The sequence below is a fragment of the Bradyrhizobium forestalis genome, assembly GCF_002795245.1.
Lineage (GTDB): Bacteria > Pseudomonadota > Alphaproteobacteria > Rhizobiales > Xanthobacteraceae > Bradyrhizobium > Bradyrhizobium forestalis.
In genome coordinates this window covers 1-15,719 of sequence record NZ_PGVG01000049.1, presented here as the reverse complement: position 1 = coordinate 15,719, position 15,719 = coordinate 1, and the positions used below count along the sequence as shown (strand labels likewise).

The window sequence follows — 15,719 nt, the reverse complement described above, 5'->3', positions numbered from 1 at the left end:
GCGAGCATTGCCCACCCTACGGCTCCGATGGATGGTCGAGAGGGCGCCCCTCACACCCGCATCGGCATCAGCACGTACAGCGCGCTCTTGTCGTCGCGGTCTTGCACCAGGGTGGGCGAGCCGGGGTCGGCGAGACGGAGCGTTGCGACGTCGCCTTCGATCTGGGCGGCGATGTCGAGCAAATAGCGGGAGTTGAAGCCGATATCGAGGGCGTCGGCGGCGTATTCGACCTCGAGCTCTTCGGTCGCGCTGCCGGAATCCGGATTGGTCACCGACAGCACCAGCTTGCCCGCCGACAGCGACAGTTTGACCGCCCGCCCGCGCTCGCTGGAGATGGTGGAGACGCGGTCGACCGCGTTCTCGAAATCCTTCTTGTCGACGACGAGCTCCTTGTCGTTGTTCTGCGGGATGACGCGGCCGTAGTCGGGGAAGGTGCCGTCGATCAGTTTTGAGGTCAGCACGACGTTACCGATCGTGAAGCGAATTTTTGCCTGCGACAGCTCGATCGTCATCTCGGTCTCGGTGTCCTCGATCAGGCGCTGCACCTCGCCGACGGTCTTTCGCGGCACGATCACGCCGGGCATGCCCTCGGCCCCCTTGGGCTGCACCAGATCGAGCTGGGCGAGGCGGTGGCCGTCGGTCGCGACGCCGCGCAGCGTTGCGGCCTTCGCCGTGCCGGCGGCGTGCAGATAGATGCCGTTGAGGTAGTAGCGCGTCTCTTCCGTGGAGATCGCGAACTGGGTGCGGTCGATCAGCCGCTTGACGTCCTTGGCGGCGAGCGAGAAGGAGTGCGACATGTCGCCGGCGGCGAGATCCGGGAAGTCATTCTCCGGCAGCGTCTGCAGCGTGAAGCGCGAGCGGCCGGCGCGGATCGCCAGCACCGCGCGGTCGCCATCGGCTTCCAGCACGATCTGCGAGCCGTCAGGCAGCTTGCGGACGATGTCGTAGAACATGTGCGCCGGCACGGTGGTGGAGCCCGCGGTCGCGGTTTCCGCCGGCAGCGTCTCCGTCACCTCGAGGTCGAGGTCGGTCGCCTTCAGCGACAATTTGGCGTTCTCGGCCCGGACCAGCACGTTGCCGAGGATCGGGATCGTGTTGCGGCGCTCGACCACGCGGTGGACATGGCCCAGCGATTTCAGGAGTTGCGCGCGTTCGACCGTAACCTTCATTGCACTACTCGCCCGATCCCCAAGGAAAACACAGCGTTGGAAAAAGCCGGGCAGCCGAAAAGCGCCGCGGCACCGAAGACCCCCGGTGGGCTGGGTCATCCACCCGATATGACCAAAGCCGTCAGGGTCGCGCAAGGTGGCTCGGATGGCCCGCGGATTCAAGGGATCGGGGGCCAGTTCCGGACGATTCCCACGATTTACCGCCCAAACGAAAACCGCCGCCCGGGCATGGCCGAGGCGGCGGCAGAATGGCAGGAGGCCTAGGCCTTTATTCCTGAAGCTGGCGCTTCAGCGACTCGACCTCTTCGGACAGCGCCGTGTCCTTGGAGACCAGCGCCTCGATCTTGCGCACCGCGTGCAGCACGGTGGTGTGGTCGCGCCCGCCGAAGCGGCGGCCGATCTCGGGCAGCGAGCGCAGGGTCAGCGTCTTGGCGAGGTACATCGCCACCTGGCGCGGACGGACCACGTTGGCGGTGCGGCGCGAGGACAACAGGTCGGAGCGGCTGACATTATACTGCCGCGCCACCACGCGCTGGATGTCCTCGATCTTGATCCGCTTGGGCTCCTGCGGCCGCACCAGGTCACGCACCTCGTGCTCCGCCATCTCCAGCGTCACCGGCCGGTTGTTGAGCTTGGAATGCGCGAGCAGACGGTTGATCGCGCCCTCGAGGTCGCGGCCGTTATGGGTGATGGTGCGCGCCAGATAATGCAGCACCTCCTCGGGCACCTCGAACGTCGCATGATGGGCGCGGGCCGCCGCGACGCGCGACTTCAGGATGCCGTGGCGCAGCTCCTCGCCGAGCGAGCCCATCTCGACCACGAGTCCGCCGGCGAGCCGCGAGCGCACGCGGTCATCGAGGCTTTCGAGGTCGGACGGCGGACGGTCGGCCGCGATCACGACCTGGCGGCCGGCGTCGATCAGCGCGTTCAGCGTGTGACAGAACTCGGCCTGCGTCGACTTGCCTTGCAGGAATTGGAGATCGTCGATCACGAGCACGTCGATGCCGCGCAGTGCTTCCTTGAAGGCCAGCGCCGTCTGCGTCTTCAGCGCAGCGACGAAGCCGTACATGAATTTCTCCGCCGTGAGATACAGCACCTTGCGCTCGTTGCCGGAATTGCCGGCCCAGGTCACGGCCTGCAAGAGATGTGTCTTGCCGAGGCCGACGCCGGCATGAATGTAGAGCGGGTTGAACATGACGGGATCGCCGCGACGTCCCTCGGCGACCTGACGCGCGGCGGCATGCGCCAGCGTGTTGGAGCGGCCGACGACGAAGCTCGCGAAGGTCAGGCGCGGATCCAGCGGCGAGCCGCCGAGCGCGTCGTGATTGGCCGAGACCGGCGCGGTCGCGGTCGAGCGCAGCTCCGGCGTCGGCGCGCGGCGCGCCTCGACCGGCGCGGGCGCTTCCTTCGGCTGCGCCACCGGACGCACCGCGGAGCGAACGGTGAGGTCGATGCGATGCACTTCCGGCATCTCGGCCTGCCAGCACGACAGCACGCGCTCGGCATAATGGGCCTGGATCCAGCTCTTCAGGAATCGCGTCGGCACCGAGAGCCGCACGCTCTCGTCCTGCACGCCTTCCAGATCCATGCGTGCAAACCAGCTCGTGTAGACGTCCTCGCCAACGCTCGAGCGCAGCCGACCCTTCACGCGTGACCAGCGATCCTGTTCCATTGTCATCGTCAGAAAACTTCTCTTGAGAGATATAGTTGCGTTGTGAGCGCCATGCAGGGTTCCTGCCACGGTCCCTGAAGTGGCGCGACCTCGAGCGAGTCCATCGTCAGGCATGGCTCGACCATTCGGCGCGAACGCCGCAGGTCAGATCAGCGATGTCAGAGATGGAGGGGTCGCGAGGTCAGCGCGTACTCGGCGCTCCGTCACACGCGGGGGGCTGGAGATCCGACGGAGCTGGAACGGCATCGCTGGAATAGGAAACGTGCTTCAATACCGCGTTGAGTCCGTAAGACATGATACCTCCCCGTCCTGCCGTGATCGCTCACGACAAGGTCCTGCGTGTCCTGAAGACAACCGCGCCGTACTCCTGTCGCGGATGCCTGCCCAATGTACTGGTCGTCCGCTCGACTTCGCCACCTTGCGGCGCCGGGGTAGCGTTGCGATGTCTCTCATTGCGCTTGGCGCGAGCGAGAAGATCCCGCTTGGAGACATTCAGACAAATAACTACCATTCCCACATTGCTATGGGTTTTGTACCGACATCGCTTGTTGAAGCGTCGCCTACGTGCACATCGCCGCCGATTTGCACGCTCGCCCCGTTTCCTAAACCGCGCTGGTCTGAAGATCGTGGGCGCCGCTGACGACTTAAGGAATACACTAAGCGGAAAGACTCGCAACGAAATTGATTCACACTTGAGGCACCAAAAAACTTGACCTCGGTTAACGCCGCGCGCGACTTGTTCACAGGCTGCGAAGCAAGTTTTTGAATCCGTGCACAGAATCGAGAATGCCGCAGCTCATGTGACAATTCCCGGCCACCGCCAAAATTTTTTTACAAATTCGTCACGCGCTCGACGTGCGGGCGAATTTTCCAAATGCTTGTCGTTGCTATGTTGATAAGTGATTATTGAGTCATCGCTTTTCGAGACTCGTTTTGCAGGGTAACTCCACCGTGACACACCTTCCGGTGAATCTACGGTGTGCAGAGCCCTTCTCGGTCGCGGATTCAATTCGAGCCCGCGGCACAGCAGTTTTTGCAACGCAGTGAAGTTTGCGCCGTTGCAGTACACCGTCCGGTAGAACTACGGGACGAAGAATAACGCAGACGATGCAAATCGTCCAAGCGAAGATCGAGCTTCGCGTGACTGCTTGCGTGAATATGACAGTCAACAAAAAAGCCCGGCGCGATGCCGGGCTGTTTGACGCGCTGACCGGGTCGACCGATCAGATGATGCCGCGAGATGATTTCGCGCGATGACTTCGCAAGACTACTTCGCAAGACTACTTGGCGAGCTTGGCGATCTGCGCGGTGAGGCGCGAGACTTTGCGGCTGGCGTTGTTCTTGTGAATGATGTTGCGCTGGGCGGCGCGCATCAAGGCGGGCTCGGCAGTCGCGAGTGCCTTCACGGCAGCAGCGCGATCGCCGCTCTTGATGGCTTCCTCGACGGTGCGCACGGCGCCGCGCATCTGGGTGCGGCGCGACTTGTTGACGGCGGTGCGGCGGGCGATCTTGCGCGTCGCTTTCTTGGCGGAAGTGGTATTGGCCATGGTCTCAATGTCCTTTGCGGGTACCGGTCGCGTCTTGGTCGGATAGCGCCGGCTTGCTTGACCGCGTAATCGACGCTCGGATTTAGGGTGTTCGGTTGCTGGCCGTTCCCGGAACATGAGCGACGGCCTTGCGGCTGTCTCTGAGGCTCCAAAGAGTCTTCAACCCCAAGAGAGTCTTGAAGCTCAAGGTGCCTGCAACTGCTCAAAGAACAGCGGCGGCAGGATTGCGCCCACCGCCAATTGGCGCCCTTATAGAGAGGGTCTTTAGCACCGTCAACGCTTTCGGAGCTGGAAATCCGGCCTTTGGCGGCCTGGATGGGCGCCCTAACGCCCTGAAGAGGTTGAATTTCTGCCGTCGCCCGGCTATTGGCTGGCAACGTTCCAAGAGGTCGTCCGATCGGACGGCTATCGTAGGTGAGGCATGATCCGCGGCTTTTTCCGACTGATTGGGCTGTTGCTGCTCGCCGGCGGGTTCATCTTCATGGTCTATGACGGCGCCCGCTGGGTGGCGGACCAGTCCCTCAAATTCACCCGGTTCGGCCAGTTCTGGAACGACATCAATCAGGCCAGCCAGTCGGCGTTCCGCACCTGGGTCGAGGCCAAGGCGCCCTGGCTCTGGACCTCGGTGATCCGCCTTGTGCTGGAGCAGCCGGTCTTCGCCGTCCTCGGCATTTTGGGCATCCTGCTGATGATCCTGTTCCGTCCGCGCAAGCCGTTGATCGGCTATTCCCGGGATTGATCTTCAATTCCCGTCGCGACTGAGCCTGGAGCTGGCGGCCGCGTAACAGGGCTGCCTCTGGCCGCGTAGATGCCTATAGTCCCACCTCATCGCGAGCACGGCGCCTGAGCTGCCTGGTTTCCCGCTTGGCTCAAGCGACGGACAGCTCGCTTCGGAGATCCGTCATGCTGTTCATGCGCAAGACCACCGCATTGCCGAGCGCAACTGAGGTGCTGCCGGGCCGTACGCAGGCCATCCCGACCGCGATCACCCATTTCGTCAACGGCGCGACGCTGAAGCCGCCTTATCCGGGCGGCCTCGAGCAGGCGGTGTTCGGCCTCGGCTGCTTCTGGGGCGCCGAGCGCAAGTTCTGGGAGCTCGGTGACGGCGTCCACGTGACTGCCGTCGGCTATGCCGGCGGTCACACGCCGAACCCGACCTATGAGGAAGTCTGCTCGGGCCGCACCGGCCACACCGAAGTGGTGCTGGTCGTGTTCGATTCGAACAGGATCTCTTACGAGAAGCTCGTGAAGACGTTCTGGGAGAGCCACAACCCGACGCAGGGCATGCGCCAGGGCAACGACGTCGGCACGCAGTACCGAAGCGCGATCTACACCTATTCCGATGCGCAGCAGAAGGCGGCAGAGCAGTCGAAGGCGCTCTATCAGAAGGCGCTTTCCGCCAAGGGCCTCGGCACCATCACCACCGAGATCGCCCCCGCCGGCGAATTCTATTTCGCCGAGGATTACCATCAGCAATATCTGGCGAAGAATCCCGCCGGCTATTGCGGCCTCGGCGGCACCGGCGTGTCTTGCCCGATCGGCGCGGGCGTGAGCGCGTAGTCGTAAGTCGACGAAGCCTGCGACCCTTACCCTCCCCTGGAGGGGGAGGGTCGATCGCGCGCAGCGCGAGCGGGGTGGGGTAACGGTCTCTCCACGTCCAACAGTGTTCGTGTGGAGAGATCACCCCACCCCGCTACGCATTCCGCTTCGCTTCATGCGTAGCGACCCTCCCCCTCCAGGGGAGGGTGGCCGCCGTCACCGGCGCTCCCGCAAACGCTTTATTAACCATAACCGGTGCATCACTGGACCCGTCTCGTTTCGAGGGATAGGTCCGGTGCCGGTTGCACGCGCGTTTAGATGGTCGATCTTGGCAGCGTCCTTGGCAGCGTCCGCCGCGCTCGCCCTGGGCGGCTGCATGCAGACCGCGAGCCCGGTCGCGATGGTGCAGCCCCGTCCCGATCTCGATGCGATGGCCTATGGCCAGCCCTATAGCGCGCCGCAGCCGGTTGTCGTCGCCGACGGCGGCGGCGCCATCGGCGCGCTGCGCAATTCCTTTGCCGCCTCGCCCGCACCCATGCCGGTCGGCTACGGCGCGCCGATGGCAGCGCCGGTGCGCAATGGCGCCTCCTACCATCTCGACGCCGGCGACAAGCTTCGCGTCGTGGTCTACGGCCAGGAAGGTCTCACCAACAGCTATTCGATCGACGCCGGCGGCTCCATCACCATGCCGCTGATCGGCGCCGTGCCGGCGCGCGGCCGCACCACGGCGGGCCTTGCCGGCGAGATCGCCGCACGTCTGCGCAACGGCTACATCCGCGAGCCCTCGGTCGCGGTCGAGATCGAGGCCTATCGTCCGTTCTTCATTCTCGGCGAGGTCCTCGCGCCCGGCCAATATCCTTATGTGCCGAACATGACGGTCGAGAGTGCGGTCGCCATCGCTGGCGGTTTCTCGCCGCGCGCCAAGCGCGACATGGTCACCGTCACGCACACCGAGAACGGTGGCGCCATGCGCGCCGTGGTGCCGCTCGGCACGCCCCTGGCACCGGGCGACACCGTGTTCGTCGGCGAGCGCTGGTTCTAGCACCTTCGTCATTCCGGGGCGCGCGTAAGCGCGAGCTACGGTGCGCAATTGCGCACCTGAGAATCCATTCCTCCACCGACTCCGCGGCCTAATGGATTCCGGGCCTGCACCCCTTCGCGGCGCATCCCGGAACAACGGCGGAGAGACGTGCGCGCTACCGCGTCAAATGCTTCGCGAAGAACGCCATGCTGCGCGGCCAGGCGATGTCGGCGCTGGCCTTGTCGTAGCTGGCGCGCTCGTCGCAATGGAAGCCATGCTGGGCGCCCGGATAGATCAAGACCTCGACATCCGGCCGCTTGGTCTTGATGGCCTCGACGTCGGTCAGCGGGATGCCGGCATCCTTCTCGCCGAAATGCAGCTGCGTCGGCACCTTCGGCGTCTCGTCGGCAAAGCGCAGGACCGCGCCGCCGTAATAGCCGACCGCGGCCTTCAGGCCGGTCAATCGCGTCGCCGCGACGAAGGCGATGCTGCCGCCGAGACAGAAGCCAATGATGCCCACGGGCCCAACGCTTCTGGCGGCGTCGATCGCCGCCTGCGTATCGCGCAGCATCGCGGCCCAGTCCGGATTGGCCACGAACTTGCGCGCCTCCGCAATCTCGTCCGGCGAATAGCCCGACTGGAAGTTCGGCGACGTCCGGTCGAAGATCGACGGCGCGATCGCGACATAGCCTTCCCCAGCAAGGCGGTCGCTGACGGAGCGGATGTGGTGATTGACCCCAAAAATCTCCTGGATCACCACCGCCGCGCCTTTCGGCGTGCCTGAGGGATCAGCGCGATAGGCGCCGAGCTGGAAATTGTCGGAGGCCGTCAGCTTGATGTCCTGTCCCACGCGGGTCGTCCTTCCTGGTTGGTTTTCGACTACGAATTCCGCTCTCTCTCCTCATCCTGAGGAGCGCGTCTTAACGCGCGTCTCGAAGGATAGAGGCCCGAGCTGCGAGAGGCGGGCCTGCATGGTTCGAGACGCGCGCAAGGGCGCGCTCCTCACCATGAGGATCGAGAGCTGGGCTCACTCCCACATCCAGTTCTCGCCGTAATCCTCCTTCCATCCTGCCAGACTTCCATGGCGGAATTGCAGGAACAGGCGGTGGCGGTAGGGGATCAGGCCGCTGCCGCCGATGTTGCGCAGCGCGAGATAGATCTCGTTGCCCGGACGTCCCCGCACATATTGCAGCGGCTGCCCGAGGGCGCGCGCGGTCTGTTCGGCATCCATGCCGAAGGCGAGCGGCGTGTTGTTCGACAAGGTCGCGGCGAAGGGCTGGCGCGGCGGCACCGCACCGAACGGCTCGGCTTGCGCAGATATCGACAGCAACATCGTGCACGCAGCCAGCATCATCAGCTTCATCGCCTACGTCCTTGCTTGATCGACCTATGCCGGCAAGTTCTTCAGGAAAGGCGCGACCGCGTCAACAAAAGCCTGGGGTTGATCGATGTTGACGGCGTGTCCGGCGGCGGGGATCACGACCTTTTGTGCGCCGGGGATCTTTGCCGCCATGTAGTCGGACGCGGCGAGGAACGGCGTGTCGTCGGCGCCGACCACGATCAGTGACGGCACCTTGATCTCGGGCAACAGCTCCATCACGCGCGCATCGCGCTGGGTCAGCATGCCGCGCGCGGCAAGCGCCAGCCCCCTGGCGTTACGATGGCTCGCGGTGGCGCGCTCGCGCGTCGCCGATTTCAGCACATCGAGTCCTTCGCGGTCGAGCCTGTCGGCGGTGACAAGCGCCCGCGCGTTCCAGGCCTCGCGCGCGTCGTCCTTCTTGAAGCCGGGGCCGGTGTCGATGATCAGCAGCGCGCGGGCCCGCTCCGGATGTGCACGATAGAACGCGAGCGACATGTAGCCGCCGAGCGAGAGACCGCCGATGATGGCCCGCTTTGCGCCGACCGCATCGAGGATCGCCGCCATGTCACCGACAGTCAGCGCTTCGCTATACGCGTTGGGATCGTCGGGATAATCGGACTGGCCATGGCCGCGCATGTCCCACAAGATCAGCTTGTGATCCTTGGCGAGCGCATCGACCTGGCCATGCCACATCGCCGAGGTCGAGGAATAGCCATGGGTCAGCAGCAGCGGCGGTCCATCGCCATGAACCTCGTAGTAGATCTCGATGCCATCCCGATTGATCTTCGGCATGTTTCCGCCCTTTTGTTTTATTCTGGCCGCGACCTCAGTGCTTCCCTCTCCAGGGAGAGTAAGGCTCGCCGTTGGCTGCATTCTACTTTGCCAAGTTACCTGGAAGAAACTGCCTGAATGCGATGGCACGCATGTCTGACACACGCGCTGTTGTGTCCAGTGGCTGCGTCGGCGCGGTTGGCGCGGCGCACAACGAGTACGTGTCGGGGTGGTTTTTTCGACTGCTTCCAAATTGCATTTGCTTCCAGTGCTGAACGTGATCATTCTCGCTGCCAAGGCTGACGCCAGTCCGGTGGGCGTCCGCCGCACAAATTGCCGCCGTAAGCGGCTTCATGCACCGGCAGGGGAAGACGCCTATGCCAACACTCACCATCAACGGGCGGAGTCTGTCCGTGGATGCGGCGAATGACACGCCGCTCCTCTGGGCGATCCGCGAGCAGTTGCAGATGACGGGCACCAAGTTCGGCTGCGGTGCCGGGCTGTGCGGTGCGTGCACCGTTCACGTCAACGGCGAAGCCGTACGTTCGTGCCAGACCATGGTTGGCGACGTCGCCGGCAAGAAGATCACCACCATCGAAGGGCTGTCCGCCAAGGGCGATCATCCCTTGCAGAAGGCGTGGATCGCCGAGCAGGTGCCGCAATGCGGCTACTGCCAGTCCGGCCAGATCATGCAGGCGGCCTCACTGCTCGCGAAGAATCCGAATCCGACCAAGGAGGAAGTGGTCGCGCATATGGACGGCAATCTCTGTCGCTGCATGACCTATTCGCGGATCCAGAAAGCGATCATGCGCGCCGCATCCGAGATGCGCACCGCGTCCGCCACCTCGAGCGAGCGGAGGCCCACATGAATAGCCACGTGAAGAACCTCACGCCCGAGACGACCGATCTCAGCCGCCGTTCCTTCCTGGTCGGGACCGCCGCGACCGGCCTCGTGCTCGGCTATGCCGGCGTGCCCGGCATCGAGTCTGCGGCGGCTGCGGCGCCCGCCAATTTCGAGCCGAGCGTCTGGTATGCGATCTCGCCGGATGGTCTCGTCACCGTGACCTGCGGCAAGGCCGACATGGGCCAGCACATCGCCTCCACCATGGCGCAGATCGTCTGTGAGGAGCTGGGCGCGAAGTGGAGCGACATGCGCGTGCAGCTCGCCTCCAACGATCCCAAGTTCAACGATCCCGTGCTGGGCGCGCAGATCACCGGCGGCAGCTGGTCGACCATGATGAACTTCGAGGCGATGAGCCGCGCTGGCGCCGCCGGTCGCATCGCACTGACCGAGGCGGCGGCCGCCGCCATGGGCCTGCCGCCTTATTTCAAGGATCAGCTCGTGGTCCGCGACTCCGTGATCTTGCATCCGAAGTCGAAGAAGCAGATGACTTTTGCGGAGATCGTCAAGAGCGGCAAGGCGACGAAAGCCTTCACGCCGGACGAGCTGAAGGCGATCAAGCTGAAGACGCCGGATCAATACACCATGGTCGGCGTCTCGGTGCCGCAGCTCGACATCCCCTCCAAGACCAACGGCACGGCCAAGTATGGCATCGACGTGATGCTGCCGGGCATGGTCTACGGCAAGGTGGTGACCCCACCTGTGCGCTTCGGCGCGACCGTGAAATCAGTCGACGACAGCGAAGCCAAGAAGGTGCCGGGCTTCATCAAAGCCGTCATCCTCGACGACAAGACCGGAACCACCTCCGGCTGGGTGGTCGCGGTGGCCAATACCTACGCCAATGCACGCAGGGCGGCGGATGCGCTGAAGATCGCCTATGACGGTGGTCCGAATGCAAAATTGTCGAGCCAGTCGCTGCTCGATGAAGCCAAGCGGCTCCAGAAGTTGGAAGATTCCGGCCAGTTCTTCGTCAAGGACGGCGATCCCGTTGCTGCCTTCGGTTCGGCGGCCAAGGTGGTGGAGGCGGAATACACCACCAGCATCAACATCCACGCGCCGCTGGAGCCGATGAACGCCACCGCGGAGTTCAAGGGCGACATCCTGCACATCTATTCCGGCAACCAGTTCGCGACGCGCTCCGGCGCGATCGCGGCAGGCGCGGCCGGGATCGATCCGAAATTCGTCGTCATGCACCAGCATTGGCTGGGTGGCGGCTTCGGCCGGCGGCTCGATGCCGACATGATGATTCCCGCCGTGCAGGCGGCGAAGGCGGTCGGCAAGCCGGTGAAGGTGATCTATTCGCGCGAGAACGACATGACGATGGATTTCTCGCGTCCGCTCACCTATCAAAAGGTCAAGGCCGGCGTCGACGGCGATGGCAAGCTCATTGCGATCAGCCACGATGTGGTCTCGGCCTGGCCGACCGCGCGCTGGGGAATCCCTGACTTTCTCACCCCCTCGGTCGATAAGAAGGGTCCGCTCGATTCCTTTACGGTGAACGGGGCCGACTTCTTCTACACCGTGCCCAACCATTATGTGCGCGCGATCAAGAATGAGCTCGCGCACAATGCCACGCCGTCCGGGCAGCTTCGCTCGGTGGCGCCGGGCTGGACCTTCTGGGCGGTCGAAAGCATGATCGACGAGATCGCGGCGGCGACGGGCAAGGATCCCGCCCAGTTCCGCATCTCGCTGCTCGACGGCGCCGGCAAGAACGACGGCGGCGCGCAGCGCTTGCGCAACACGCTGCTCGCCGCGATGGGACTCTCCGGCTACGGCACCAAGCAATTGCCGAAAGGCGAGGGCATGGGCGTTGCCTGTGTGTCGTCGCAGGAGCGCGCGTCCGCGAGCTGGACGGCGTGCGTGGCTCATGTCGCCGTCGCGCCGTCGGGAGCCGTGACCGTGAAGAAGCTCACGGTCGCAACCGACGTCGGCACGCAGGTCCATCCCGACAACATCCGCGCCCAGGTCGAGGGTGCGGCGCTGTGGGGCCTGTCGCTGGCGATGTACGAGAAGGCGACGCTGAAGGACGGTGGCATCGAGCAGACAAATTTCGACAGCTACACGCCCTTGCGCATGAGCCAGACGCCCGAGGTCGCGGTTGCCGTGATCGCCAATGGCGAGAAGGCCACCGGCGTCGGCGAGCCCGCGGTGACGGTGGTGGCGCCGGCCATCGGCAACGCCATCTTCAATGCCAGCGGTGCCCGCGTCCGCGCTCTGCCGATCACGGCGGAGGCCGTGAAGGCGAGCATGAAGGCGTAAGGCCGGGCGTGATTGCTGAATGAGATGATCCGCCGGAGGCAACCTCCGGCGGATTTTTGCACATTTGCATCTCCACACTCATTGTCATGCCCCGGCTTGACCGGGGGCATCCAGTACGCCGCGGCTCCTCCGTATCCCCCGGCGTCTCGGCGTACTGGGTCGCCCGGTCAAGCCGGGCGACGACAGCGGGGGCGGGGCGAGGGCGGAGAAAATTCCCCTTTATTTTCAATATCCGTTCTACTGTGCATGGGGTTGTTTTCCGACTTTTGATGGCAACCACCACGCCGGAGCGATTCCTAAAATTGCACCCAATTCCCCAAGGTTCCATTGAGCACGCCTCTTAAGGCCCGGAGAACCTGATCCGGCTTAGGCTGACGCCAAATCCTGTCCGTGCTTTGGGGAAGTCATGAACGCCTCAGCCAAACCCGCCGCCAAACGTCGGCTTCTGCTCGCCTCCGACCGGAGCGACGGAAGCAGCGAGCTCGCCAGCATTTTGAAAGCGGTCGGCGATGTCTCGACGGTGACGACGGAGGCGATCCCGGCCCAGCCGGCGCGCGATCTCTCCGGCCTCGTGGTCGACATCAACCTGCGCTCGCCCGAGAGCGTGCAGCGGGTGCGCAACAAGCTGCGCGGCGATGCCTACCGTTCGATGCCGCGGCTGTTCGTGCTCGCCGATGCCCTGCATCACGGCACCATGCAGGCCTGGGCGTTAGGGGCCACCGACACCATCTCACGGCCGCTCCAGGCGGACGCCATCCTTCAGCGCATCCGCGCCGCCTTCCCGGACACCGCCGCCTATGACGCGACCGATCGCGGCAAGACGCTCAACCGCGGCGTCGAGGCGGCGCATGCGGTGCTGACCAAGATGTTCGAGAAGCTGCCGCTCGGCGTGCCCCTGACCTTCGACGATGTGATTGCGGCCGAGAGCAAGATCCTGAAGGCGATCAAGCATTCCTCGCTGCGTGAATGGCTCACCACGGTCGGCTGTCATCATGTCGGCAGCTATCGCCACTGCCTGTTCGTCACCGGCTTCGCGGTCGCCTTCGCCCAGCATCTCGGCATGCGCGAGGATGATCAGCGCCGCCTGACCCGCGCCGCGCTGCTGCACGACGTCGGCAAGGCCTTCGTTCCCTCAAGTCTGCTCGACAAGCCGGGCAAGCTCACCGACGAGGAGATGACCGAGGTCCGCCAGCATCCGCGCCGCGGCTATGACGCGCTCGCCGCGCAAGGCGGCTTCCCGCCGGAGATGCTCGACGTCGTGCTGCATCATCACGAATTCCTCGACGGTTCCGGCTATCCGAACGGCCTGTCGTCGAACCAGATCAGCGACATCGTGCGGCTGACGACGATCGTCGACATCTACGCCGCCCTGGTGGAGAAGCGCGCCTACCGCATGCCCTTCACCCACTCCCGCGCCTTCACCATGATGGAAGGCATGGGCGGCAAGCTGGACCAGCAGCTGCTGCAGGCGTTCAGGCCCGTGGCGCTGGGGTCGTTTTAAGCAAGGTGCCGTAGGGTGGGCAAAGGCGCATCGCGCCGTGCCCACCACCTATCCACATACGTGAAGAGAATGGTGGGCACGCTTCGCTTTGCTACGGCAGCGCGTTGCTATCCCACCATCTTCCTGAGCTCCGCCTTCGCCACCTTCTCCAGCGTCGAGCGCGGCATGTCGTCGACGAGCCTGATCTCGCGCGGCAGCTTGAAGTCGGCGAGGCTCTTGCGGCAGGCTTCCATCACGCGATCATGCAGGTCGGGTGCAGCCTTCGCGACGCCGCCTTGCGGGATGATAAAGACGACCGGCACCTCGTCCAGCATCGGATGCTTCTTCGCCACCACCGCGGCCTCGCGCACGCCCGGAACGAGCGCGATCACCTGCTCGATCTCGGAGGCCGCGACGTTCTCGCCGCCGACCTTCAGCATGTCCTTGGCGCGGTCGCCGAACTTGATGAAGCCGTTCTCGAGTCGCTCGACGCGGTCGCCGGTGAGGAAGAAGCCGTGCTCGTCAAAACTCTCGCGTGTGGCTTTCTCGTTGTGGAGGTACTCGGCGAACAGCGACAGGCCGGGAATGCCCTTGATCGCGAGATTGCCGGTGTCGCCGATCTCGGTCGGCCGTCCCTCGTCGTCGGTGATGCGGATCTGATACTCGGGCGCGGCGCGGCCGATCGACATCGGGATGTTGGGCTGATCGACCTCGCCGACGATGCCGTGGGTGATTGTTTCGGTCATGCCCCACCAGCCGATCATCTTGACGCCGAAGGCGGCGAAGGCCGGCGGCTCGTTGATCGCGGTGCCCCACAGGCGGAATTTGTGGTCCTTCGGGATCTCCTGCTCGAGCAGCGCTTTCATGCAGAACGGAATCGTCGAGGTCCAGGTCGCGCCGTGCTCGCGCGCGACGCCCCAGAACCGGCTCGCGGAGAAGCGCGGCTGGATCACGCAAGTCGCCCCGACCCACAGCGTCGCCAGCATGGAATAGGCCAGCGCGTTGGTGTGGAACAATGGCAAGTACGCCTGGTGCACGTCGCCGGCGTGAAGGTCCTCGTGCGCGGCGTTGATCTTGGCGCCCCACAGCGCGTTGGCATGGGTCCACAGCACCGCCTTCGGCCGTGATGTCGTGCCAGATGTGTACTGCACGCTGCATGGCGCGAGCGGATCGGTCGCGCGCCTCGGACGCTCGGCGCTGTCGGCGAACAGCGATTCGAAGCTGTCGCCGCGCGAAGCCGCTTGCGCCGGCGCCGCGCCCGCATCGTGCGAGGTCACCGCCATCCAGCGAATGTTGCGGCAGTTCTGCGCGACGATTTCCGCATAGGCCGGCTGCGTGATCGCGGCGACCGCGCCGCAATGATCGGCGAAATATTCGATCTCGGCCGGCGCCGAGCGCGTGTTGGTGGTGACCGCGATGGCGCCGAGCTCGACACAGGCAAACCAGGCCAACATCGCCTCGATGCAATTGTCCAGGTGAATGAGCACATATTCGCCGGGCTTGACGCCGCGCCTGGCGAGCCCTGCCGCGAGCGCACCGACGCGCTCGTGAAACTCGCCGTAGCTCCAGCGCCGCGCCGGCGCGTCGAACGGCGCCCAGATCAGGAACGGATGATCACGCCGGACCTCGGCGCGCAGCTTGAGCAGCCAGGGCACATCGAGCCCGTCGAACGGGCCCACGATTCCGGCCGTGGTTTGTTGAACTGGCATGGCTCCTCCCGGTGCAGCCTGCATCTTGCTGGCGGCTGTCTTTGGATGATTGCGTCTTCCTGCCATCCGATGGCGCGGGAAGCAAATCGGAGGGGAGGGGCCATGGGTGCACCATGCCTTGTGAGGCGCGCGCACTCTCTCCTCCGTCATGGCCGGGCCTGGCCCACGGCTGTCCGGTTCGATTGTTATGGACAGGGTGCATGACGTGGATTCTTCTGTGTTTCGAGCGCTTCGCACACGTTCGAGACACGGAAGGAGGTCCCCGCCATGCGGCACCAGAATAGCGTATTT

Annotated in this window: 14 protein-coding genes; 7 read left to right on the top strand and 7 right to left on the bottom strand. The window is 64.5% G+C overall.

The features are described from left to right. Positions 1-50: 50 nt before the first annotated feature. On the bottom strand, positions 51-1,169 hold the full coding sequence (gene dnaN, locus CVM73_RS34205) for a DNA polymerase III subunit beta (protein ID WP_100236173.1): 1,119 nt from the start codon (positions 1,167-1,169) through the stop codon (positions 51-53). Positions 1,170-1,437: 268 nt separating this feature from the next. Next, on the bottom strand, positions 1,438-2,847 hold the full coding sequence (gene dnaA, locus CVM73_RS34195; RefSeq protein ID WP_027572414.1) for a chromosomal replication initiator protein DnaA: 1,410 nt from the start codon (positions 2,845-2,847) through the stop codon (positions 1,438-1,440). A 1,101-nt stretch (positions 2,848-3,948) separates the two neighbouring features. On the opposite strand from dnaA, the gene CVM73_RS39885 reads away from it, so the two are divergent. Continuing rightward, positions 3,949-4,098, top strand: coding sequence for a hypothetical protein (locus CVM73_RS39885; RefSeq protein ID WP_158237642.1), 150 nt, complete (start codon positions 3,949-3,951; stop codon positions 4,096-4,098). 23 nt (positions 4,099-4,121) lie between these two features. Here the strand turns inward: CVM73_RS39885 and rpsT are convergent, their stop codons facing one another. Continuing rightward, the gene (gene rpsT, locus CVM73_RS34185; protein ID WP_024338506.1) at positions 4,122-4,388 is read right to left on the bottom strand and encodes a 30S ribosomal protein S20; all 267 of its coding nucleotides are present in this window, start codon (positions 4,386-4,388) and stop codon (positions 4,122-4,124) included. A 421-nt stretch (positions 4,389-4,809) separates the two neighbouring features. Between rpsT and CVM73_RS34180 the strand changes: the two genes are divergently transcribed. The 3 genes from CVM73_RS34180 (at position 4,810) to CVM73_RS34170 (ending at position 6,969) form a co-directional block, all read left to right on the top strand. Continuing rightward, positions 4,810-5,127 carry a hypothetical protein gene (locus CVM73_RS34180; RefSeq protein WP_100236171.1) on the top strand — a complete coding sequence of 106 codons (318 nt, stop codon included), beginning with the start codon at positions 4,810-4,812 and terminating at the stop codon, positions 5,125-5,127. Positions 5,128-5,291: 164 nt separating this feature from the next. Beyond that, positions 5,292-5,948 (top strand): peptide-methionine (S)-S-oxide reductase MsrA, encoded by a 657-nt coding sequence (gene msrA / locus CVM73_RS34175; RefSeq protein WP_100236170.1) that lies wholly within the window; start codon positions 5,292-5,294, stop codon positions 5,946-5,948. A gap of 274 nt (positions 5,949-6,222) precedes the next feature. Then, complete coding sequence (locus CVM73_RS34170; protein ID WP_100236169.1) at positions 6,223-6,969, top strand: polysaccharide biosynthesis/export family protein; 747 nt, start codon at positions 6,223-6,225, stop codon at positions 6,967-6,969. A 154-nt stretch (positions 6,970-7,123) separates the two neighbouring features. Here CVM73_RS34170 and CVM73_RS34165 read toward each other — a convergent pair whose 3' ends face one another. From CVM73_RS34165 to CVM73_RS34155, 3 genes are all read right to left on the bottom strand, one after another. Then, positions 7,124-7,798: a dienelactone hydrolase family protein gene (locus CVM73_RS34165; protein ID WP_100236168.1), complete on the bottom strand. Its 675-nt coding sequence runs from the start codon at positions 7,796-7,798 to the stop codon at positions 7,124-7,126. 177 nt (positions 7,799-7,975) lie between these two features. Continuing rightward, positions 7,976-8,311: a hypothetical protein gene (locus tag CVM73_RS34160; protein WP_100236167.1), complete on the bottom strand. Its 336-nt coding sequence runs from the start codon at positions 8,309-8,311 to the stop codon at positions 7,976-7,978. A gap of 24 nt (positions 8,312-8,335) precedes the next feature. Beyond that, on the bottom strand, positions 8,336-9,100 hold the full coding sequence (locus CVM73_RS34155) for an alpha/beta fold hydrolase (protein WP_100236166.1): 765 nt from the start codon (positions 9,098-9,100) through the stop codon (positions 8,336-8,338). A gap of 356 nt (positions 9,101-9,456) precedes the next feature. On the opposite strand from CVM73_RS34155, the gene CVM73_RS34150 reads away from it, so the two are divergent. From CVM73_RS34150 to CVM73_RS34140, 3 genes are all read left to right on the top strand, one after another. Beyond that, positions 9,457-9,948 carry a (2Fe-2S)-binding protein gene (locus CVM73_RS34150; RefSeq protein WP_036002624.1) on the top strand — a complete coding sequence of 164 codons (492 nt, stop codon included), beginning with the start codon at positions 9,457-9,459 and terminating at the stop codon, positions 9,946-9,948. Beyond that, positions 9,945-12,239: a xanthine dehydrogenase family protein molybdopterin-binding subunit gene (locus CVM73_RS34145; RefSeq protein WP_100236165.1), complete on the top strand. Its 2,295-nt coding sequence runs from the start codon at positions 9,945-9,947 to the stop codon at positions 12,237-12,239. Before CVM73_RS34150 ends, CVM73_RS34145 begins: the two co-directional genes overlap by 4 nt. 406 nt (positions 12,240-12,645) lie before the next feature. After that, positions 12,646-13,740, top strand: a complete 1,095-nt coding sequence (locus CVM73_RS34140; RefSeq protein ID WP_100236164.1) for an HD-GYP domain-containing protein — start codon at positions 12,646-12,648, stop codon at positions 13,738-13,740. A gap of 107 nt (positions 13,741-13,847) precedes the next feature. On the opposite strand, the gene CVM73_RS34135 is transcribed toward CVM73_RS34140, so the two are convergent. Further along, on the bottom strand, positions 13,848-15,428 hold the full coding sequence (locus CVM73_RS34135) for an ATP-dependent acyl-CoA ligase (protein ID WP_100236198.1): 1,581 nt from the start codon (positions 15,426-15,428) through the stop codon (positions 13,848-13,850). Between the last annotated feature and the right edge of the window lie 291 nt (positions 15,429-15,719).

Bases quoted from the DNA above. Each gene is read 5' to 3' on its own strand.
- dnaN (WP_100236173.1), bottom strand. From the start codon at position 1,169: ATGAAGGTTACGGTCGAACGCGCGCAACTCCTGAAATCGCTGGGCCAT.
- rpsT (WP_024338506.1), bottom strand. From the start codon at position 4,388: ATGGCCAATACCACTTCCGCCAAGAAAGCGACGCGCAAGATCGCCCGC.
- dnaA (WP_027572414.1), bottom strand. From the start codon at position 2,847: ATGACAATGGAACAGGATCGCTGGTCACGCGTGAAGGGTCGGCTGCGC.
- CVM73_RS39885 (WP_158237642.1), top strand. From the start codon at position 3,949: ATGCAAATCGTCCAAGCGAAGATCGAGCTTCGCGTGACTGCTTGCGTG.
- CVM73_RS34150 (WP_036002624.1), top strand. From the start codon at position 9,457: ATGCCAACACTCACCATCAACGGGCGGAGTCTGTCCGTGGATGCGGCG.
- CVM73_RS34135 (WP_100236198.1), bottom strand. From the start codon at position 15,428: ATGCCAGTTCAACAAACCACGGCCGGAATCGTGGGCCCGTTCGACGGG.
- CVM73_RS34140 (WP_100236164.1), top strand. From the start codon at position 12,646: ATGAACGCCTCAGCCAAACCCGCCGCCAAACGTCGGCTTCTGCTCGCC.
- CVM73_RS34180 (WP_100236171.1), top strand. From the start codon at position 4,810: ATGATCCGCGGCTTTTTCCGACTGATTGGGCTGTTGCTGCTCGCCGGC.
- msrA (WP_100236170.1), top strand. From the start codon at position 5,292: ATGCTGTTCATGCGCAAGACCACCGCATTGCCGAGCGCAACTGAGGTG.
- CVM73_RS34145 (WP_100236165.1), top strand. From the start codon at position 9,945: ATGAATAGCCACGTGAAGAACCTCACGCCCGAGACGACCGATCTCAGC.
- CVM73_RS34155 (WP_100236166.1), bottom strand. From the start codon at position 9,100: ATGCCGAAGATCAATCGGGATGGCATCGAGATCTACTACGAGGTTCAT.
- CVM73_RS34160 (WP_100236167.1), bottom strand. From the start codon at position 8,311: ATGAAGCTGATGATGCTGGCTGCGTGCACGATGTTGCTGTCGATATCT.